Consider the following 20318-nt stretch of genomic DNA (forward strand, 5'->3'; position numbering starts at 1 on the left):
TCTTATTTACCAATTTCTTCCGAAAAAATATTTAAATTTTGGTTGTCAGGAACACACTTTTTCACCTCATCAGAAGAAAGCTCTTTTTTGATGTGGGTTTCACCTAAATGCGTGTACTTAAAACCTGTTTCATACTTTAATCCATAACCAAAAATGCGGTCCATCGAAGCATGAGAAAACAAAATAACTCCAATAAGCTGTACTGCTTCTAACTTTAAATAAAATCCTAAAATATAAATCAAAACAGCAATTCCTCTATGATGAAATACATTATATAAAAAAGCACCAACTTTAGCATTAAATAAATACCCAAGCATCGAGAAATCAGGAACTAATATCCATACTAGAAACCACCACCACAGATAATCTAACTGGCTGAACAAATATATTCCGAAAACAAATAAGCCTAACTCTTCTAGTTTTATAACTGTTTTCATACAATTACTTTTTCCATCATTTTCTCAGGATTATTTAATGCTGTAAAGCCAAATTTACGATATAAGAAATGGGCATCACTTGTTGCTAATCTCCATATTTTAACGTCTTTTAATGCTGGTTCATTTATCATTCTTTCAATTAGAATCGACGAATAGCCTTTCCCTCGATATTCTTCAGTAATAAAAACATCCATTACATAAGCAAAAACTACATAATCTGTAATTACACGCGCAAAGCCAATTTGTTTGTCATCCAGAAAAATGCCAAAGCAAAACGAATTATCAATTGTAGTCTGTACTTCTTCTATGGTACGACCCGCAGCCCAATAAATATCTTTTAAGAAATGCTGGATAAACGGAACATCTAATTTATTTTTATCAGTGCTAACTGTAATCATATTTTATATAATATTGGTTTGCTCGGACTTGCATCATTTTCAAACGAAGCAATCTGCAAATTCAGAATATACTTTCCGTCTTTTATTTCGTCATCTACATAAATCATTTCGGTAATTGTAGCATTTAATCTTGCATCTGCATTGAGATTATTTACATCTTTTACATTCCAGAACCCTTTATGTGCCAAAAGTTTACCTTCATCATGCTCTTTATCTACACTTGGTAAATCAATTAATAAATGTTCTATTCCGCTTTCGCGAATAAAAATCGCTGCGTCTTCCGACAAATAAGGTGGATTCGTATTTGAGTATTTTGCTGATTTTTTTGACTTTAAATTGGGTTTCGTTCTTATAATTATAGCTTCAGGAATTGTCCCGTTGAGCGAAGTCAAAATATGCTCTTTAGTAATTACAAGATCTTCCCCTTTAGCTTCTGGTTCAACCGAAACCAATTCCGCCAAAAAGAAAAATGTTTTTAGAGAATCATTAATACTATAAAATTCTCGTGTAATATGCCCCAAGCATTCGGTGTGTGTACCATGCCCATGCGGATTAAAGAAAATATTATTAAAGTTGGTAGATGATTTTCCTTCTGAAACTCTCCCAATCCAATCACCAAAAACCACTGGTTCGATTACTGGCTTTTCGATATACCAAGCAATCGGGTTTTCATCTGTATTTGTAAGCGGAATCGAAATATCGATAGGTTTTGATAAATCGATTTGGTATTTATTGTCAATGAGTGCTTTCATATTCTTAAGCATGTTTTTTTAACCGCAAGGTTCGCAATCCCAATAGCTCTCGAGATACGCTATGAACAAAAAGAAAATAAAACCTTAGCGACCTTGCTGTTAATCTCTTTAATCCAAATTTAAATAAAATAAATCACTCGCAATCCCATCAGTCAAAAATTTCCCTTTCGCTGTTGGTTTTAAAATAGTATCCTCAATAAAAATCAATTCATCGTTTAGAAACTTTTCAGCTTGTTTTTTTAAATAAACTAGGTAATCAGTTCCAAATTCTTTTTCGATTCTATCTAATGAAACTCCCCAGATTGTTCGCAATCCAGTCATAATATATTCGTTATAACGGTCAGATATAGAAAGTATTTCTATTTCATTTGGCAATAGATTTTCTTCAATAGATTTTAGATAAATTGAATTATTCGCTATGTTCCAACTTCTAGAAATTCCATCATAACTATGTGCCGAAGGCCCAACACCTATATATTTTTTACCCAGCCAATATGCTGAATTGTTTTTAGAAAAGTAATTTTCTTTCCCGAAATTTGATAATTCATAATGAATAAAACCGTTTGCTTCAAGGGTTTCTACCAAAATCATAAAATGAGCCGAAGCCACCTCGTCGTTTGGTTTAGCAACTTTTCCTGTTTGTATTAATTTACTCAAAGCAGTTTTGGGTTCAACAGTCAAAGCATAACTCGAAATATGCGGGATTCCGAAACTCAATGCTGTTTCGATATTATGCTTCCATTTTTCGTTACTCATTCCCGGAACGCCGTATATTAAATCCAAAGAAATATTATCAAAGTATTTAGTTACCTCTTCTAAACATTTTTTGGCTTCTACCGAATTATGGGCGCGATTCATCATCTTCAAATCATCTTCAAAAAAAGACTGAATCCCAATACTCAAACGGTTTATCGGACTTTTTGACAACTCGAAAATTCGTTCTGCAGATAAATCATCTGGATTTGCTTCAAGCGTAATTTCAGGATTATCTACAACATTATAATTTTTATAAACTTCTGAAATTAAAAAGTTTATTTCGTCATTACTCAGAACAGAAGGAGTTCCGCCACCAAAATAAATGGTTTCAATTTGGCTGTCACTTCCTGCAGAGTCGAGAAGTTTAAACTCATTTTTGCGCATGGCAATTTCTTTAGCAATAGCCAATACCATGTCTTCCTTCTTCTTCATCGAAGTCGAGAAATGAAAGTCGCAATAATTACACGCTTGCTTGCAAAAAGGGATATGGATATATATTCCGCTCATTTTTTTAGTTTTCAATTTTTCATCTTACAATAATAAAAGTAGATTTTCATTCTCTTTTTCCTTTTTGTACCAATAAATAAATTGCTCTAAATTTTGCTCTTCTGTATTAGCTTCGTCATCAGGAAATTCATAATCGTTATGATTAATCCGTTTTACTAAATCAGGGTTAAACTCACGTATCTTTTGAAATATAAAATCAATATCAATTATTGTCTTCAAATATTCAAAATTATCTTGTTCTAAAGGTCCAAAATAAGAGTTATCCCAAAAACTTGGAAAATTCCTAATTAAGAGTTTAATATTTTCTTCATTTATGATTGTTGAATTTATATGATTGTTGAATTCTTCTTTATTGCCCAATTTCCAATAAAACATAATCATTTTGTTAGAAACATTATACGGGTTTTTATATATAGGATTATCAACATTAAAAGTTGTTTTAGCTTTTATATAAATAAATTGCTTCAAAGAATCTTTAAAGGATTTATCCTCATTAAATTTTCTAGTAAAGTGCGACAATTGATAAACATCTAAATTTTCAGCTAGCGATAACGAAATTTTTGAATTGTCATTAATTTGGTCTTTATCTAATGTTGAAGCCATCAATTCAATTAATTTTATTCGATAGTCAAGACCATTCATATCATTTTTAGAATCAGGAATAATATCAAAATTATTTAACAAAAATGAGTAGAAAAAATTACGCTCGTCTTTGCTTGCCAACTCTTTAATTATTAATTCAATTCTATAAAGTATTTTATAATGTTGTCTTTCATCTAGAAATAAATTTTTTAATAATAAAATTAGGCTATCAGAATTTCTTTGCTCAATAAGTTTTTCAACGGCATTAAGCTTAAGCACGGATGTTTTTCTGACATTATGAAATGAAAAATATTTCTCATAGTGTCCTATATGATTAATTCTCGATTGTTTATCTAATAAATCTAAATTAGGCTTCCCTCCCAAAATCGTTATCCCATTACTATAATAAGTAGGAAATAAGGAATTAACCACAAAAGCGACATTTGTAAATTTTTCTATTAAATATTTTCTATTACCATTTGGTTTTTCTTCTGAATCATAGTTGTCATTGAAATCAAGAGTTTTATCAAATTCTTGAAATACTCTTTTATGTTGGTAATCTTTTATAAAATTATAACAGTCTCCATTTTTAATTTTGAGATATTCAACCCAAAATAAATCTCTCAAATGCACTTCATCTCCTATAGCAAATGCACCGAGAAAAAAACTATTTAAAACTCTTATTATTTCTCTTGGTGAACTAAAAAAATTAGATGAAAATTCCATGATTATTTCATTAAATACTTCATCATTCTCACTTTTATTCAAACCTAAATTAGTCCTAACTTGACTGAGTTTTTTTATAAAGAATTCTTTTAAATCAGCATCTTCTATTTTCGGTAAATGAATAGGTATATTAATAATTTTTTCTAAAAACATCTTCCCATCTTCCTCGTTATCCCCATATCTATCTTTAATAGCTTTTGACACATGATCAATATCAAGATTTACAATAAATATAAAATTATTAAAATTTGCATTTAATTTTATAAGCTTTAAAATAGTATAAATTTCATCTTTATCAAGTCTATCTAAATCATCAATAAAGATTATGACTTTAAAATTTACTTTTTTTATTGCATCATTTACCCTATCTTTTAAAACTTCAAGGGTAATTGCTTCTCCCTGTAAATCTTCTCCTAAAGCTTTAAAAATTTCATCCACATTAAAAACAACTTTAGAATTAAAGACCTTAGGAATTCCTACAGTTGTAGATATTTTTATAGCCTTTAAATATTTACTATATTTAGAAATCCACTTTCCTACCTCTTGAAGATTTGTTTTCTCATTTGCATAAAATTTTTTAGAAAGACTATCAAAAAAGTCAAACATCATCTCTTCTTCATTCGAATATCTCCAAGGATTAAAATGCCATTTTAAGTATTCCTTATCACCATCTTTTTTATCAAAATGCTCAATTTTGTTGTCAATTAAATTCAAAAATGAAGTTTTACCTTCTCCCCATTTGCCATAAATTCCAATCGTAATTGCTTCTGAATTACTTGAATTTAATTGTATTAGCTTTTTAACTTTATCGGCATAATGTTTGAAATTAAATAAATCTTCTTCCGAGTTGTTTATTGCACTATCTGATAAAAAATGAATATTGTCTGACATAATTTATTTTACTGATTACTGAAAACTGTGACTGAACACTACTTTTTAACACGTTCCTCATTCTGTTTCACAAATGAATCCCAACCTGAATAACTTTTCTCTCCGATTACTTTTCCTGAGTTAAAAAAGTGACAAACGGCAGCTGCCAAACCATCTGTTGAATCTAAGTTTTTAGGTAATTCTTTTAATCCTAAAAGTTGTTGAAGCATTTTGGCAACTTGTTCTTTACTGGCATTTCCGTTACCGGTAATTGCCATTTTTATTTTTTTAGGTTCGTATTCCGTTATCGGAATACCTCTCGAAAGTCCTGCTGCCATTGCAACTCCCTGTGCTCGTCCTAACTTAAGCATCGATTGAACGTTTTTACCAAAGAAAGGTGCTTCAATTGCAATTTCATCTGGATTATGTGTTTCGATTAATTCGATGGTACGTTCAAAAATGATTTTTAGTTTCTGATAATGATTATCATATTTGGACAATTGCAATTCGTTGAGTTGCAAAAATTCCATTTTTTTATTGACGATTTTTATCAATCCAAAACCCATAATTGTTGTTCCTGGGTCGATTCCTAATATGATGCGTTCTTTTGTCATTATTTTTTGTTGCGCTAAGTTTCACAAAGTAGACTCAGAGAGCCACGAAGAATTATTTATCCTCATTTAAATCTTTGCATTTCTTTGTGATTTTCTTTGTGAGTCTTTGCGAAATAGCTTTTTTACAATAGTTTTTCCTTTACTTTGCAGCATGATTTCAATTCCTCACAAAGCTAAACAATTCCTTGTTCTTGTAGTCAAACTTTTGATTGTAGGTGGCGCATTTTACTTTATTTATAATCAACTGGCGCAAAATGACAAACTCGACTGGCAAAAGTTTATCGTTTTGTTCAAAAAGAACCAATCGGTTTCAGGGATTGCATTCATTTTATTGTTCAGCGTTTTAAATCGGTATTTCGAAATCTTAAAATGGCAAAATCTTGCTCAGGTTATCCATAAAATATCAGTTTCTGAAGCTACAAAACAAGTTCTTGGCGCTCTAACGGCTGGACTTTTTACACCAAACGGTATTGGAGAATATGCTGGAAAAGCATTGTTTTTTGATAAAAAAGATACTAAAAAAGTGGTTTTCTTAAACCTGATTTGCAACGGAATACAAATGGTTCTTACGGTAATATTTGGTGTTTTTGGTTTGATGTATTTTAACTCAAAATACAATGTGATTACACCAACAACGGTTGCATTACTTTTTGGTCTTCTACTGGTTTTATTTCTCGTAGTTTTTCTATTAAAAAAGATAACAATCAAAGGATATTCTATCGAGAAACTAATTCATAAGATTAACGAAATTCCAAAATCAATTCATCAAAGAAACATTCTTTTAGGGATTTGTCGTTACCTTGTTTTCTCGCATCAATACTATTTTTTATTTCTAGCTTTTGATGTTGACTTACCCTATTTCACATTAATCGCAACAATTTCAGCAGTTTATTTCTTAGCTTCTTCCTTACCAACTTTTCAGTTTTTGGATTTTGCTGTAAAAGGAAGTGTTGCTGTTTATTTCTTCGGGATTCTTGGTGTAAACGAATGGATTGTGATTTTTATATCTACATTAATGTGGTTTTTAAATGTGGTTTTACCTGTTCTTATTGGAAGTTATTACGTTTTAAATTTCAAAACTAAAACTGCTAAATAATGGTAATTTTGTATGCCATAATACTAATCTATTGTCTTGTCATAGCTTGGCTTAGTTATGGCTTTACTAAAATTAAAAAATACCAACCTACCGAATTAACTCCTAAAACCCATTTTACGATTGTAGTTCCTTTTAGAGATGAAACAGAAAATTTACCCATTCTATTAAATAGTATTTCAAGATTAAATTACCCAATAGAATTCTTTGAAGTGATTTTGGTTGATGATGATTCTGAAGAAGCATTCTGTATTCTGTCTCAGAAATTCAGTATTCAAATAATTGAAAACATTCGCGTTACTAATTCTCCAAAAAAAGATGCTATCACAACAGCAATGCAACATGCCACCAATGAATGGATTATTACAACCGATGCCGATTGTATAGTTCCTGAAAATTGGTTGCAAACACTAGATAATTATATCCAGCTTCATGATGTTTCGATGATTGCTGGCGCAGTTACTTACGAATGCAACACTTCTTTTTTACATCATTTTCAGCAATTGGATTTAACAAGTTTGCAAGGCGCAACAATTGGAAGCTTTGGTCTAAATAAAGGTTTTATGTGCAATGGTGCTAATTTTGCCTATACCAAATCATTATTTAAAAAACTAAATGGATTTGATGGTAATAATAAAATTGCCAGCGGTGATGATGTGTTTTTATTGCAAAAAGCAATTACAACATTCCCCGAACAGGTACATTATTTAAAAGCAGATGAGAATATTATCATTACAAAACCGACTCCCGATTGGGAAAGTTTGTTTTATCAACGGGTTCGTTGGGCTGCCAAAACAGGTTCATATCAAAGCACTTTCGGAAAATTATTAGGCATTCTTGTTTTCCTTGCAAATTTAAGTGTGGTAGCAAGTTGGATTCTATTTTTTACACTGCAAATAAATTATATTAATCTGTTAAGTATATTAATTCTTAAGTTTATGCTAGATACCATTTTGCTCTACCAAACCAATTCTTTTTTGACCAATAAGCAAATGCGGTATTTTATTCTATCAAACTTATGGTATCCTTTTTTTAGTACTAGTGTCGCTATATACAGCCTATTAGGAAGTTATGAATGGAAAGGAAGACAATTCTCAAAATAATATTCTAGCAAAAATGATAACTCTAGCCCTGATGGAAGCGGCATCCTTTTTATGGCTTTTTTTGCCATAAAAAGATATAGCGGACAGCAGGAATAGCTTCATAAATTAATTCCTAAGACTCTTACAAAGGTTGTGATAGGAGTTTTCTAAATAGTTTTTCTATCTCTGAAAATTAATCCCGTAAGAGTTAGCGCCAAAAACAGTGAAGAAATTGTACTTACAACTACGCTTCCTATTTGTTTAAATGTCATTCCAAATGCAAATCGTACACTCAAGATTATTATAGAAAAGCCTATTACTGAGAACCAATATTTCAGGCTGATTTTATTAGATTCTTCAGTTTTTATGGGCAATTTATAGACGTAAAAAAGGATTAATCCCATCCCAACTAAAGAACTTAAATGCTGTGCAATTTTATAAACAGGAATTGAATCTAACTCTCCTACCAAAAAAGATATTCTCTGTACAAAATATCCATTTATATGTGTGAACGAATCCCAAAATATATGAGAAAGAATACCTAGTATAAATGAGATAATAACAATCCCAATATTAGATTTAAAGTAATTTATCCAGTTGCTTTCTTTAAGAACAAATAGTCTTTCTTTAAAAAAATCAGGTAGATTATCTATTAATGGTCTTTTTATTATTTGATGAAATAGGAATGCTACTAAAACACCCAAAGGAATATCTACGAGAAACACGCCTAAAAGAGTATGTCCGATATCGCCTTGCATTTTCATTCTGAAAAAATATTCTAAATCGGGAGACATTGACCCAATTACCAAAGCTGTTGCTGAGAGTTTTTTATTCTTTAAAAATGGTAAAACAATAGCTGGGTGTGAAAATGTAAACGGCATCGCTACTCTACCTTAAGAATTACGGGTAATATAAACTGAGTTTTAACTGGAATTCCACGTTTAATAGCGGGGTTAACTTTAGGGAAATCAACTAAACGTACACGCAAAATGCTATCGATTTTTACGGTATCATAAGCTACTGAATCTTTTGGGAATTGTGGCTCGAATTTCATTGTGGCATTTGAAAATATTGTCACTTTTACTTCAATAGTATCCAGTTCTGGATAAAGAATTGCAAGTGTATCACTGCTTAGTTTTTGTTGAATGAGCTGTGTCATTATCTCGAAAAAACACAGCTGACGTTGTTTTTTATTCTCGATTTTTTCACACTCAACTACCGATGGAAACTCATCGACTTCTTTCCAATTAATTGATTTTAATTCTTTCTGCAATAATTCTTTTTCAGAAGGTACCTGCTTCTCAAAATATTGACAAGAGTTAAACAAAAAAATTACTAATAAAAGAGAAAATTGCTTCAAGGGTTTTGTTTTGAATTGGACTATAATTTATAAAAATACAATTATTTTTTTTGAGAAGCTTTGAATAACAAATAATCCTCATAACTTTCTGAAAGCCATTGCTCTTTATTTTTTGCTGCTACTTCTTTTTGAGCAGGATACAGATTTGATAATCGGTCTGAAAAAGTGGCAATCTGAACTGTATAATTATAAAACTGCGTTTTAGTTAAAACAACATCAGGATTATTTTTATCTTTAAAGAAATCAAAAAAAAGTGCATCAAAATCTTTCATTGAAAAATTTAATACTTTTTTCTTATTACTTTTATAAATGCTATCCTGAAGTAATCGATCGTCTATTGAAAGTTTTTTAGTTTGCGCATATGTAGTCGTATTGATTAAAAAAATCAAGAAACAAAACAACATTAATTGCAAAATTCTAAACATAGACGAGTTAACTAAAAGCTTATATGTGCAAAATTACAAAAAAATTATATGGATTCACTATTATTGTTACTTGGTTTTATATGTATGATTATTGGCATTTTAGGTAGTTTTCTACCTGTTTTACCTGGAATAAGTTTGAGTTGGCTAGGCTTATTGCTACTTTATTTAACAAAAGCTGTCACAATGAATTATTGGGTTTTAGGAATTACACTAGCAATTACAATTATCATTTCAATTTTAAACTACATCATACCAGCCAAAGGCACCAAGAGATTTGGAGGAAGCTCTTACGGTATTTGGGGAACTAATATTGGTTTAGTTCTAGGGATCTTTGTACCAATCCCTTTTGGATTCATTATTGGCCCCTTTGTAGGTGCCTTTATTGGGGAACTACTATACGATTACAAAGACCATAATCGCGCCTTAAAAGCAGCTACGGGTTCGTTTATTGGCTTCTTAGCTTCGAGTTTTATAAACTTTATGCTTTGCATTATATTCTTCGGTTTGTTTCTTACAGTTGTATGGCAAAATCGTGCTGGATTATTCTAAATTTAAAAACTATTCCAAACCCTATTTTTAAAGACATCAAATGTTTGTTTTAAATGCTGATTAATTCCTAAAAGAAACACTAGAATTAATAATCCGTATCCAACAGCAGTAAAAATCTCCATATTAGATAACAAAATAGATTGCTTGGTTACAGACCCTAGAATTTGTTTCATCGCCAGAAGATTAGCTTCGTCGGGATTGAAACCTTTGCCAATAAAACCTTGAGCTGTTTGCGCAATTCGGCTTTGTGTTTCGGGATTTTCGGGTGCTATAAACTGTGTTAGCTTTGTAAAATGTGATTTCTGAAAAAACTTCTCCGCATTTTGCATTATGCAAAATCCTATCGTACTTCCCCAAAAACGCCCAGAAACTCCTATTGCTCCAGAATATGGCGCTAATTCTCCAGGAACGGATGACATCGTAAATAAAACCAATGGTACAAACAAAACTCCTACTGCAACCCCTTGTAAAACATATGGAATTGCCATTACTGACAATGAGATGTCTGGTACAAAAAGAAAGGTAAACCATAAATGGAATACTGCTAAGATAAAAAACCCAAGCATAAAAATATATCTGGATGCTACCGTTTTTGCTAAAAAAAACGCAGCCAAAACCATTCCAATTATATTTCCTATCACATTAATAAACTGAATATTAGCTACACGCGATGGTTCCCAATTCCAGACACTAAACATCGTACTATGACAAATAGCAAGTGTTGCTCTACCAATATAAAAAAGAAAAAACAACAAAAAACCTATTCGTAAATTGGCATATCGAAAGACATTCAAATCAAAACAAGGTCGTTTTACATGTAACTGTCTAAAGATAAATAAGCCCGTCGAAATTAGTGATGTAATTAGTGCAAATTGAATTTCGGAAGATTCAAACCAATATTTTTTCTCAGCATACACAAAGAAATAAGCTCCACATAATATGGCTACCAGCAATAAAACAAAACTTGTCCAGTCTATTTGATACAATGGGATTTTTCGATGAAGACGGCTGTCATTAAAGGTTATCATTATCAGTAAAACACAGATAATCTGGAACAATGCCGAACCATATGCCATATATTTCCAATCGTAATTCTCTAAAAGCCAAATAGCAATATTCATTATAAAAGGAGATGACAACAATAATGCACCATAATTAAACGTAAACCCAATTATTATGGCATTTTTAGATTTAAATCGGGTAATTAATAACTGTCTTAATGGAACCCCAGGCAATGCCATCAGAAAACCTTCGGCCATTCTTATCATAATAAACAGCGAAAAGTTCTTTACATAAGCCGATAACATTATAGTAATCGCAACCAAGCAAAATACAGCAATCAAATATTTTTTGGTTGGGAAAAATTTAGAAAATCGACTCTCTATTAATATCGTAGCAAGCAAAGTTCCATAAGTAACACACATCGAAAATTGTAAGTCCTCTGGTTCTATATCTAAAAAACTTGATGCATAGGTAACATTCGAAGAATAAACTCCCAACAAAATCATAGAATGCAACATGCAAAAAAATAATATTACAATGATTGCCCAATTTGGAACCCATGACTTAAAAACGCTTGTATTTTCTAACATTATGTTATTTGTGTTCGGCTACAACAGTTATATTCATTCCGGCACGAAGGAAATCAACATGTTCGCTTGTCTCTTTTAATTTTATTCTCACTGGAATTCTTTGTTCTATTTTAATGAAGTTACCAGTGGCATTATCTGGTGGCAATAATGAAAATCGCGCACCACTTGCAGGCGAAAGTGAAACTATTATACCTACGAATTCCTTATCATTAAGCGCATCAGCATGTATTTCGACTTCCTGACCGATAGTTAAAAACTGCACCTGAGTTTCTTTAAAGTTTGCTGTAATCCATTTTTCTTTACTAACCATCGAAAGTAAAGTTTGCCCCTCTTTTATCATTTGCCCTGGTTGAATTGTTTTTTTAGCAACCCATCCATCATAAGGCGCAGTAATTACAGTATAAGAAAGAAACAAAGCAGCGTTATCAGCCAAAGCTTGTTTAGACTGAATTACTGTTTGCGCAGTAGGAACACTCGCAGCTGCCTGAGATGTATTTAGCGTTGATGTTTCGATTCGGTTATTCATTTCTTGATAATGAGCCTGAGCCGATTCATAATCTGCTTTTACTTTCTCTAATTGTTGCTCTGTAGCAGCCTCTTCTTTTACTAAAGCTTTGTATCGTTGGTACTCCAATTGTGTTTTCCACAGATTTGTTTTGGCTGCAGCCAATTGAGACTTTCCAATTGTAGTTGCACTTGCAGTTGTTGCCACATTCTTTTCGATAACAACACTGTTTTTTTTAGCACTTTCTACATCTGCCAAAGCCACATCTAGTCTTGATTTATATTCACGATTATCTATAACCAACAACGTATCACCTTTATGAACAAATTGATTTTCTTCATAACGAACTTCCTGAACATATCCAGTAATTCTTGACATAATAGGTGTAACATATTGCTCAACCTGAGCATCATTTGTTTCTTCGTGATTTTTATTAAAAATATAAAACCAAATTCCCAAAACGATTCCGCTTAAAACAAGCACAGAAGCGATAACTGTTATCAATGTATGAAACGACTTATTAGCTCTTGTTTCATTTTTAATCTTTACCATAAAATTTTATTATCTTTTTAAAATTCAATTATTTAACAATCCTGCAATGTGAAGCAATTCATAATATTTCATTTCAGCATCAATTCTAGTTGCTATTTTATTATATTTTGCTTGCAACAGCGCATTATCAGCATCGACCATTTCTGTTATAAGAACTAATTGGTTTAGGTATTTTAACTTTACAATGCGATAATTTTCTGTTGCTAATTCTAGTGCTTTATCAACAACTATAATCTTCTCGACTATTTCCTGATATTGAGTATGATTTCTAAATAATTCATCCTGAACTTTATTTTTTACAATTTCAGATTGAGTTTTCTGCCATTCAATCTTTGAATTTGCAATATGTACTTTGGTTTTGTTTTTATATAACCCCGACAAGCTAAATGTTGCTTCGATTCCTACCTGCCCTAAACTATACAAATAAGGGTTTGGCGGAAAAAACATATAATTGGGATATTTAAAATTATAATCCCCAAAGAAATTTATAGTCGGATAAAAATTCCCTTTTATTAATTTTAATTCTGTTTTCTTAACTTCGATTTCCTGATTTGCAATTCTCATCTCTTCATTTTGAAGCGTATTGTTTAAATAGTAATTATAGTTATCCAGACTTACATTCTCATTTAAACTTGCTGTTGTATCAATAGCAATTTCTTGCTCTTCGGGTAATTGAAGGATTGTTTTTAATTCATGAAGGGCAATTTTAATATTTCTCGAATTTGTCAAAGAATTTAACTCCCGATCCGAAAGCTGAAGTTCGGCTCTCAAAACTTCATTTTTGGTAATCGTTCCGTGGTTCTTTAAGGACTGAACTTCTTTGAGTCGGCTTTTCTCCTCTTTGATATTCTCTTCAATAATTTTTTGAAGTTCCATCATTTTTTGAATCCCCAAATAAGTACCAATTACTTCTAACTGAATATCATTTTCTACTTTTTCGCTTCTTACCTGAGCAATTTTGCTTTCCTGATTAGCAATCTCAATAGCATTATTTATTTTATTCCCGGCATACAAGGGTACTTTAATAGCTGTACCTATATTATACATTTCAGGAATGGAATTTGTGACAGCTTTGTCTTTTAAAAATCCGCCTTTAAACTCTGTTAAGTTTGTAATACGAGAATAACCTCCGTTAAAATCTATTTCAGGCAAACGAAGTTCTTTGGTTTCTTTGATATTTTCTTTAGAAATATCTGCCTCAATACGAGACCTGAGAATTTTTTTGTTGTTTTCTTTTGCAATTTTTATTGCTTCTTGCAATGAAATCGGATTACTCTGTTGAGCTTGTAGTGCAGTTACTCCTTGGAAAACCAAGATAAAAACCAAATTTTTAGAAAAATATCGTATTGTCGAAAACCTTTTTTTAAGGAACATGAAAGTAGTGTAATTTATTCACTGCAAAGTTCTTTCATTTTATAATCGCCTGATAATTCTAAAAAGTCAATAACATATTCATTTCGGACAAATTTTAACAATTGAAATTTTCAACTGATTTAGCCGAAAAAGATAGCAACAAGTACATAAAAAGCAAATACTTATTACTTTTTTAGAGCCAAGCGTAATCTGCCTAAAATTATTTTACTCACGCAGATTCAGCAGATCTTGCAGGTAAAAAATTGATAAATCATTCATAAACATAGATTAACACTAAAAACTACACAAAAAAACTATTGACTTATTTAAAAGATCTGCAAAATCTGCGTGAAACCATTTTACGCATACAGATTTCACAGAAGAAAATTAATATCCAATAAGTAGATTAGTCTTTACAGCTTCCCTTTTTTCAGAATATTTTCTCCATTCAGATAATCCGATGGGCGTTGTCCTAAAATCTTAAAAAACGTATTGCTAAATGTTGGCACACTACTATATCCAACTTCCTGCGCTACTTCTTTTACAGATAATTTTCGATCAAGCAGTAATTCAATCGCTCTTAATATTCTTCTAATAGTATAATATTGAATAAAAGACATCCCTAAATCTTTCTGAAACAAACGATACAAAGATTTCTCGCTATACCCAAATTGATGTGCAATTTCTCCAAACAGAATCGTTTCTCCTAAATTATTTTCGACATACCGCAAGATTTTACTCAGCCGAGCATCTTTTGGCAAAGGCAATTCCAGAGGTAAATTGGTTAAACAAATTTGAGGTAATATTGCCTTAATCGCTTTAGCAATTACAAAATTAGGGCTGCCTTTTTTAAGATCTCCATTCCATTGATTGGTAAAAAGCATCATTTGAAGCAATAAATTATTAACTGGATAAATGCCCTCATTTTGATAAAAAGAGTCTTCCTCTTTTTCAACAGGAAAGTATAAGTTTCGCATCATCACATTCTCAGACTTTGGATGAATACTGTGTTCAATTCCTGCCGGAATCCATATAAAATGTCGTGCTGGTAAGAAATAGGTTTTAGTTTCTGTCGTTACAAATACAACATCACCTTCAGTATAAAGAAATTGTGCTTTATTGTGTTTATGCGTAGGAACATATAATTCTCCCATCAAATCATGGTAACAATAAATGCTCTTTTTATCAGCATCTACTGTTTTAATATAATACTTGTGCTCTTTATGAATTGAATGTTCCATTGAAGTAATTAAATGCAAAACAGCTTTTGTGATATATAAACATAAGGAAGAAAATTACACAAAGTGAAGTTACCTAAAATAAAAAAGCCTTTCCGTTAAGAAAGGCTTTTTTCAATATTGCGGTCTGGACGGGACTCGAACCCGCGACCCCATGCGTGACAGGCATGTATTCTAACCAACTGAACTACCAAACCCACTTGCTTTATTGTGGGGCAAAAGTACAATAGAAGTTGTGATTCTACAAGCTTTTTTGCGTTTTTTAAATAAAAAAAAATATAGTTTTTTTAATACCTTGATTTCTATCAAAGTAAGAAAATAAAAAAGTTGTAATTCTAAACAATTCAAACTAGAATGAGTAACATAAGAACAGCTAAACTCTTTTATTCCTATAATTGGAATAAACTTACAGTATTAGAAAATTGGAATTCGAAATTTTATAAAATTCAACTGCAAAGATTGCAAAGCTTAATTTATTTTGCATGACCCTGTACTTTGTGATTAATTTTCGTAAACCAAAAAGGTCTTAAATCAAAAAAGCCATCCACAAAAGTGGAAAGCTTTTCATTGGTCTAACTACTAAACCCGGTCAGCTTACAAGGCCGACCAAACAACACAACTAATTTTAGATACCGTATTTGGGCAAAAAAGCCTTTCCATAAAGAAAGGCTTTCCCCAATATTGCGGTCTGGACGGGACTCGAACCCGCGACCCCATGCGTGACAGGCATGTATTCTAACCAACTGAACTACCAAACCTCTGCGTTATTGCGGTTGCAAAGATACTATAGAATTTCATTTTTGCAAGACTTTTTGTGAAAAATATTTAATTTTTTTCGCACTTATCATCCAAAGGTTTGTTTTTCAACTAAGTAAGTCGTTACTATTTTTTCAAAATTCTCACCTACTGCAACCAGAACATACTTAATTCGGTTTTGAGCACAGGTTAAAACCAACCTCTTAAAATAACTTTCTACCTCTTTTTCATATTCTGCTTTCACATTATCTGCAAAAACAGCTACTTCTTCACCAGTTTCCAGGTCAATAAATTTACGTGGCGCATTATCAAAATCAAACTTTACCTCTGTTTCCTTATCTATTACATGAAACAAAACTACTTTATGCTTATTGTGTTTAAGATGCTGTAGTGCATTAAACAATAACTCTTCATTTTCCGACTGAAACATATCTGTAAACAGGATAATCATCGAGCGTCGGTGGATTTTCTCTGCAATCTGATGCAGGTAGGTAATCGTATCCGTTTTTTTAGCTTCCTTAGGCTTCTCTAAAAGCTCTTCTAATTTATTAAGCAACATTCTATGATGGCGATCACTACCTTTTTCGGGTGCATAATACTCATAACTATCCGAAAACACACTCAACCCTACCGCATCACGTTGTTTCTTTAGTATATTCATTAAAACTGCCGATGCTAAAACAGAAAAACCAATTTTATTCTCATAAAAAAATTGACCTGGTTTTAAATCAGGGTAATGCATCGATGCCGAATTATCTATAATTAAATGACAACGTAAATTAGTTTCCTCTTCAAATCGTTTTGCATACAACCGATCTGTCTTAGCAAACAACTTCCAATCTATATGTCTTGTACTTTCGCCAACATTATACACTTTATGTTCCGCAAATTCTGCCGAAAAACCATGAAATGGACTTTTATGCATTCCGGAAATAAAACCTTCTACAACTTGGTTAGCCAACATCTCCAGATGCTGAAAACTAGAAATCTTCTCTATTTGCGATTCAATCTTCATTCGCTTTACTTTTTTATTTTTTGCGCACGGTATAAATCATCTGTGGCTTGTAATAATTTTCTCTTTAGTATCGGACTAAAGTTAGGATTCTCTTTCAAGAACGTTTCCACTACATTATAAGCATAGCTTGATGAATATTTTCCAACCGTACTATTAAGCCAATCTTTTGGAAAAAATATATCTCCCGTACGCTGAATTTCTGTTACTAAATCCAAACAAAAACGAAGATGCTTTTTAGCACTTTCCTGACGCAATGGATGATGAATATTTGCTAAAGCCGACGAAACCCAAGTTTCTTTTTCTCTATTTTTATCCTCTTTTAAAGACAACATAAATGCATCTCTAACCGAATCATCTTTTGACAATGAAGGAAGCAAAAACTCGAATCTCTTTTGTTTATCCGGATTACTAATAGCTAACATTGCCTTACTTAGAACCTCATCTGATTTTTGATGCTTAAATATAGCCAAATTCATAGCTATACCCGTATAATCATCTTCATTTAATTTTAAATTAGCAATAACATCTTCTTTATTCCATATTCGGTATAATTTTTCTTTTCCAGAATCTGAATAAGCAATAGAACTAAACAAGCTAAATAGCGTTTTTTTAATATTTTTTGGCAAATCTAACTGCAGACGTGCATAAACAACCCCTTCAAGCTGTTGTTGGCTGATATTTTGTTCTTTCTCTGTTAGAAATTTCCAAAAAATGGTATTTAATTGATTAGACAAAATTTTAATAACCAATTCATTTTGTTCTACTTTAATTCCTTCCAGACAAGAATCAAACACTTTTGCAGGTACAACAACACCAGCTAACATATTCTCATAAAGATTGATATAACTATAAGCTCTTGCCACCTCATCCTTTATTGTTGGAATATTATTCAGACTATTTACATCTACAGGAAAAACACCATATCCAAAACCATCATAATTATATATAATTGTAGTTGGCTTAGGTAGTCCAAAAACATCTTCTACTTTGGTTACTTTATCCTTTAAAGTAACTTTAATTACCTTGACACCATCAGGGTACACTAATCCAATATCAAATATTTGTGGCCAAAGATTCTTAGATTTATCTTCTGCCTGTTGTTCTATTTCAAAACTTTTTATATTGTTTTTAGAATCATATTCTATACGACTCGTAAGAATCGGTCTTCCTGATTTATTAACCCAAACATCGCTCCATTTCTTTATATCTAATGGGGTTTCTGCATCCAGAATTTCAACTAAATTTTCCCAATTTGCATTATCATTTGCATATTTGTGTATATATTTCTGAATCCCCTTTCTAAACGCTTCCTCTCCCATTGAAGCTTCTAGTTGGCGCATCATGATTGGCGCTTTATTATAAATGATGCTTCCATATAGCGATCCTGCATTTTTAAGATTAGCCAATTTTTGTTTAATAGGATGTGTTCCCGCAGATCGATCTTCAGCATAAGCACTAGGATAATGAGCTGTTAAAAACTGCAAACCATGATTTACCTTTGGGAAAATTGGATTCATAATTTTATCTGCCATGAAATTTGCAAAAACCTCTTTCATCCAAACATCATCAAACCATTTCATAGTTACCAAATCGCCAAACCACATATGAGCCGTTTCATGAGCAATTAATTTAGCACGATTTAACTTTTCACTATCTGTAGCACTATTATCCAAAAACAAAGATGATTCTCTATACTGAATAGCCCCCACATGTTCCATTCCTCCATATTGAAACACAGGGATTGAAGCAAAATCTAATTTTTGAAACGGAAACAAATATTGCGTATAATTCTCCAAAAAAATCAAAGATTGCTGATGCAAATTAAAGATTGTATCTGTACTTGCTTTTATTTTATCTGGATTATTCTCCCTATACAGCATTGTCATTTGTCTATTACCACTAGAGTTTTGTGTAACACGTTTAAACTCTCCTGCTACAAACGAAAACAAATAAGTACTCATTTTATCCGACTTCCCAAACTTATAAGTAACTGCATCACCACTTTCGATCTTTTCTTTTACTGAGGCACTTGCCAAAACAGCCCAATCTTTTGGTACAGTAAGAGCAAGTATATAAGTTGCCTTAATATCTGGCTGATCAAAACATGGAAACAATGTACTAGCCCTATCTGGAACTAACAATGTATAAAGAAAATCATCATTTCTATTCAATGACAAATCTCCTGCAATAAACGAAATTTCAACTTTATTATCACCCAAAACCAAGTTCTTGTCAGAAATAACGATATGCTCTTTCTCATGTACAACAGCTACATTTTTACCGTTTACAAGAATTGTTTTTAAATTTTGAGATTTCTCATTAAAATCAAGATACAACGGCCTACTTAAATCAGATAATTTAAACTCCACTATAAGATTCGAAATAATTTCTTTAGCTTTTTTATCAGGAATTACAAATAACAAATTATAAGATACGTTAGAAATTTGTTGTTTTCTAAAAATTGCCAATTCCTCCGAAACACCACTTTCTAATAAAAAATCATTCTTTTTTACAGACTGAGACCAACAAGAACCTGATAAAATAAAGAAACTAAGGAAGTAATAAATAATTTTCATTTTTAAAATAGGTATAGATATTCGTTAAAAATAAAAAAAGGTTTGACTTGCGCCAAACCTTTTTTATATAAATAATCAGAATAGATTACAACAATGCGTCTAAACTATCTGCGTAAGTTTGTTTCGGAGCAACTCCTACTTGTTTACCTACTACTTCTCCGTTATGAAAAACCAAAACAGTTGGAATATTACGTACACCGTATTTTGCAGCAAATTCTTGGTTTGCATCTACATCTACTTTTCCTATTACTACTTTTCCAGCATATTCAGTGCTTAATTCGTCGATGATTGGACCAACCATTCTACAAGGCCCACACCATGCTGCCCAAAAGTCAACCATAACTGGTTTATCTGATTTCAAAACTACTTCTTCAAAAGTAGCATCTGTTATTGCTAAAGCCATTTTCTTTTTTGTTTAAAGTTTAACCCTCAGACATCTCTTTGGGGGACAATTTTTAATGAGTTTCGAACTCGAGTACAAATTTAGAAATTTAAAATCAATTCACCTCTATTTCCAAATTAGTTTTCATTATAAAAGCATCGTAAATCTTTATACTTGCCCTATTTTTTAATTACTTAT

General features: G+C 31.6%; 19 protein-coding genes and 2 tRNA genes. 3 read left to right on the forward strand and 18 right to left on the reverse strand.

The features are described from left to right. Positions 1–2 precede the first annotated feature (2 nt). From IUY40_RS12405 to ruvC, 6 genes are all read right to left on the reverse strand, one after another. Complete coding sequence (locus tag IUY40_RS12405; protein WP_195737182.1) at positions 3–437, reverse strand: DUF4260 domain-containing protein; 435 nt, start codon at positions 435–437, stop codon at positions 3–5. Continuing rightward, positions 434–835 (reverse strand): GNAT family N-acetyltransferase, encoded by a 402-nt coding sequence (locus tag IUY40_RS12410; RefSeq protein ID WP_195737183.1) that lies wholly within the window; start codon positions 833–835, stop codon positions 434–436. Before IUY40_RS12410 ends, IUY40_RS12405 begins: the two co-directional genes overlap by 4 nt. Then, the gene (locus IUY40_RS12415) at positions 832–1587 is read right to left on the reverse strand and encodes a cyclase family protein (protein ID WP_195737184.1); all 756 of its coding nucleotides are present in this window, start codon (positions 1585–1587) and stop codon (positions 832–834) included. The genes IUY40_RS12410 and IUY40_RS12415 overlap by 4 nt, the downstream gene beginning before the upstream one ends. A gap of 108 nt (positions 1588–1695) precedes the next feature. Then, entirely contained in the window at positions 1696–2850 is a 1155-nt protein-coding gene (gene hemW / locus IUY40_RS12420; RefSeq protein ID WP_195737185.1) for a radical SAM family heme chaperone HemW, read from the reverse strand. Between the two features lie 24 nt (positions 2851–2874). Beyond that, complete coding sequence (locus IUY40_RS12425) at positions 2875–5049, reverse strand: P-loop NTPase fold protein (RefSeq protein WP_195737186.1); 2175 nt, start codon at positions 5047–5049, stop codon at positions 2875–2877. Positions 5050–5087: 38 nt separating this feature from the next. Then, positions 5088–5642, reverse strand: coding sequence for a crossover junction endodeoxyribonuclease RuvC (ruvC, locus tag IUY40_RS12430; RefSeq protein ID WP_195737187.1), 555 nt, complete (start codon positions 5640–5642; stop codon positions 5088–5090). Positions 5643–5793: 151 nt separating this feature from the next. On the opposite strand from ruvC, the gene IUY40_RS12435 reads away from it, so the two are divergent. After that, on the forward strand, positions 5794–6738 hold the full coding sequence (locus IUY40_RS12435; protein WP_195737188.1) for a lysylphosphatidylglycerol synthase domain-containing protein: 945 nt from the start codon (positions 5794–5796) through the stop codon (positions 6736–6738). Beyond that, complete coding sequence (locus IUY40_RS12440; protein ID WP_229335539.1) at positions 6738–7838, forward strand: glycosyltransferase; 1101 nt, start codon at positions 6738–6740, stop codon at positions 7836–7838. The genes IUY40_RS12435 and IUY40_RS12440 overlap by 1 nt, the downstream gene beginning before the upstream one ends. A gap of 146 nt (positions 7839–7984) precedes the next feature. Here IUY40_RS12440 and IUY40_RS12445 read toward each other — a convergent pair whose 3' ends face one another. Genes IUY40_RS12445 through IUY40_RS12455 form a run of 3 tightly spaced genes read right to left on the reverse strand, consistent with a single transcriptional unit; the run spans position 7985 to position 9602 of the window. Continuing rightward, a complete protein-coding gene (locus IUY40_RS12445) occupies positions 7985–8698 on the reverse strand; it encodes a DUF4184 family protein (protein ID WP_195737189.1) in 714 nt (237 codons plus the stop codon). Between the two features lie 2 nt (positions 8699–8700). Continuing rightward, on the reverse strand, positions 8701–9177 hold the full coding sequence (locus IUY40_RS12450) for a hypothetical protein (RefSeq protein ID WP_195737190.1): 477 nt from the start codon (positions 9175–9177) through the stop codon (positions 8701–8703). A 41-nt stretch (positions 9178–9218) separates the two neighbouring features. Next, positions 9219–9602: a hypothetical protein gene (locus IUY40_RS12455; protein WP_195737191.1), complete on the reverse strand. Its 384-nt coding sequence runs from the start codon at positions 9600–9602 to the stop codon at positions 9219–9221. A 48-nt stretch (positions 9603–9650) separates the two neighbouring features. Here IUY40_RS12455 and IUY40_RS12460 point away from each other — a divergent pair, with 48 nt between their 5' ends. Then, entirely contained in the window at positions 9651–10151 is a 501-nt protein-coding gene (locus IUY40_RS12460; protein ID WP_195737192.1) for a DUF456 domain-containing protein, read from the forward strand. A 2-nt stretch (positions 10152–10153) separates the two neighbouring features. Here the strand turns inward: IUY40_RS12460 and IUY40_RS12465 are convergent, their stop codons facing one another. The 9 genes from IUY40_RS12465 to trxA all read right to left on the reverse strand — a co-directional run bounded on the left by IUY40_RS12465 (position 10154) and on the right by trxA (position 20141). After that, positions 10154–11743, reverse strand: a complete 1590-nt coding sequence (locus IUY40_RS12465; RefSeq protein ID WP_195737193.1) for an MFS transporter — start codon at positions 11741–11743, stop codon at positions 10154–10156. Positions 11744–11747: 4 nt separating this feature from the next. Further along, on the reverse strand, positions 11748–12800 hold the full coding sequence (locus IUY40_RS12470; protein ID WP_195737194.1) for an HlyD family secretion protein: 1053 nt from the start codon (positions 12798–12800) through the stop codon (positions 11748–11750). 24 nt (positions 12801–12824) lie between these two features. After that, entirely contained in the window at positions 12825–14114 is a 1290-nt protein-coding gene (locus tag IUY40_RS12475) for a TolC family protein (protein WP_229335541.1), read from the reverse strand. Between the two features lie 452 nt (positions 14115–14566). Further along, a complete protein-coding gene (locus IUY40_RS12480) occupies positions 14567–15394 on the reverse strand; it encodes an AraC family transcriptional regulator (RefSeq protein ID WP_195737196.1) in 828 nt (275 codons plus the stop codon). 120 nt (positions 15395–15514) lie between these two features. Then, a tRNA-Asp gene (locus IUY40_RS12485) sits at positions 15515–15588 on the reverse strand. Positions 15589–16075: 487 nt separating this feature from the next. Next, positions 16076–16149: transfer RNA gene (locus IUY40_RS12490), tRNA-Asp, on the reverse strand. 86 nt (positions 16150–16235) lie between these two features. Further along, positions 16236–17162 (reverse strand): DUF58 domain-containing protein, encoded by a 927-nt coding sequence (locus IUY40_RS12495; protein WP_195737197.1) that lies wholly within the window; start codon positions 17160–17162, stop codon positions 16236–16238. Positions 17163–17167: 5 nt separating this feature from the next. Continuing rightward, a complete protein-coding gene (locus tag IUY40_RS12500) occupies positions 17168–19738 on the reverse strand; it encodes a M1 family aminopeptidase (protein ID WP_195737198.1) in 2571 nt (856 codons plus the stop codon). An 85-nt stretch (positions 19739–19823) separates the two neighbouring features. After that, positions 19824–20141, reverse strand: coding sequence for a thioredoxin (gene trxA, locus IUY40_RS12505; protein WP_195737199.1), 318 nt, complete (start codon positions 20139–20141; stop codon positions 19824–19826). Positions 20142–20318 lie beyond the last annotated feature (177 nt).

Source organism: Flavobacterium sp. ALJ2 (genome assembly GCF_015594725.1).
GTDB lineage: Bacteria > Bacteroidota > Bacteroidia > Flavobacteriales > Flavobacteriaceae > Flavobacterium.

Coding starts and splice junctions, on each gene's coding strand:
- IUY40_RS12415 (WP_195737184.1), bottom strand. CDS start 1,587: ATGAAAGCACTCATTGACAATAAATACCAAATCGATTTATCAAAACCT.
- IUY40_RS12480 (WP_195737196.1), bottom strand. CDS start 15,394: ATGGAACATTCAATTCATAAAGAGCACAAGTATTATATTAAAACAGTA.
- IUY40_RS12470 (WP_195737194.1), bottom strand. CDS start 12,800: ATGGTAAAGATTAAAAATGAAACAAGAGCTAATAAGTCGTTTCATACA.
- IUY40_RS12445 (WP_195737189.1), bottom strand. CDS start 8,698: ATGCCGTTTACATTTTCACACCCAGCTATTGTTTTACCATTTTTAAAG.
- IUY40_RS12435 (WP_195737188.1), top strand. CDS start 5,794: ATGATTTCAATTCCTCACAAAGCTAAACAATTCCTTGTTCTTGTAGTC.
- IUY40_RS12495 (WP_195737197.1), bottom strand. CDS start 17,162: ATGAAGATTGAATCGCAAATAGAGAAGATTTCTAGTTTTCAGCATCTG.
- IUY40_RS12425 (WP_195737186.1), bottom strand. CDS start 5,049: ATGTCAGACAATATTCATTTTTTATCAGATAGTGCAATAAACAACTCG.
- IUY40_RS12500 (WP_195737198.1), bottom strand. CDS start 19,738: ATGAAAATTATTTATTACTTCCTTAGTTTCTTTATTTTATCAGGTTCT.
- IUY40_RS12440 (WP_229335539.1), top strand. CDS start 6,738: ATGGTAATTTTGTATGCCATAATACTAATCTATTGTCTTGTCATAGCT.
- hemW (WP_195737185.1), bottom strand. CDS start 2,850: ATGAGCGGAATATATATCCATATCCCTTTTTGCAAGCAAGCGTGTAAT.
- IUY40_RS12455 (WP_195737191.1), bottom strand. CDS start 9,602: ATGTTTAGAATTTTGCAATTAATGTTGTTTTGTTTCTTGATTTTTTTA.
- IUY40_RS12460 (WP_195737192.1), top strand. CDS start 9,651: ATGGATTCACTATTATTGTTACTTGGTTTTATATGTATGATTATTGGC.
- trxA (WP_195737199.1), bottom strand. CDS start 20,141: ATGGCTTTAGCAATAACAGATGCTACTTTTGAAGAAGTAGTTTTGAAA.
- IUY40_RS12405 (WP_195737182.1), bottom strand. CDS start 437: ATGAAAACAGTTATAAAACTAGAAGAGTTAGGCTTATTTGTTTTCGGA.
- IUY40_RS12465 (WP_195737193.1), bottom strand. CDS start 11,743: ATGTTAGAAAATACAAGCGTTTTTAAGTCATGGGTTCCAAATTGGGCA.
- ruvC (WP_195737187.1), bottom strand. CDS start 5,642: ATGACAAAAGAACGCATCATATTAGGAATCGACCCAGGAACAACAATT.
- IUY40_RS12410 (WP_195737183.1), bottom strand. CDS start 835: ATGATTACAGTTAGCACTGATAAAAATAAATTAGATGTTCCGTTTATC.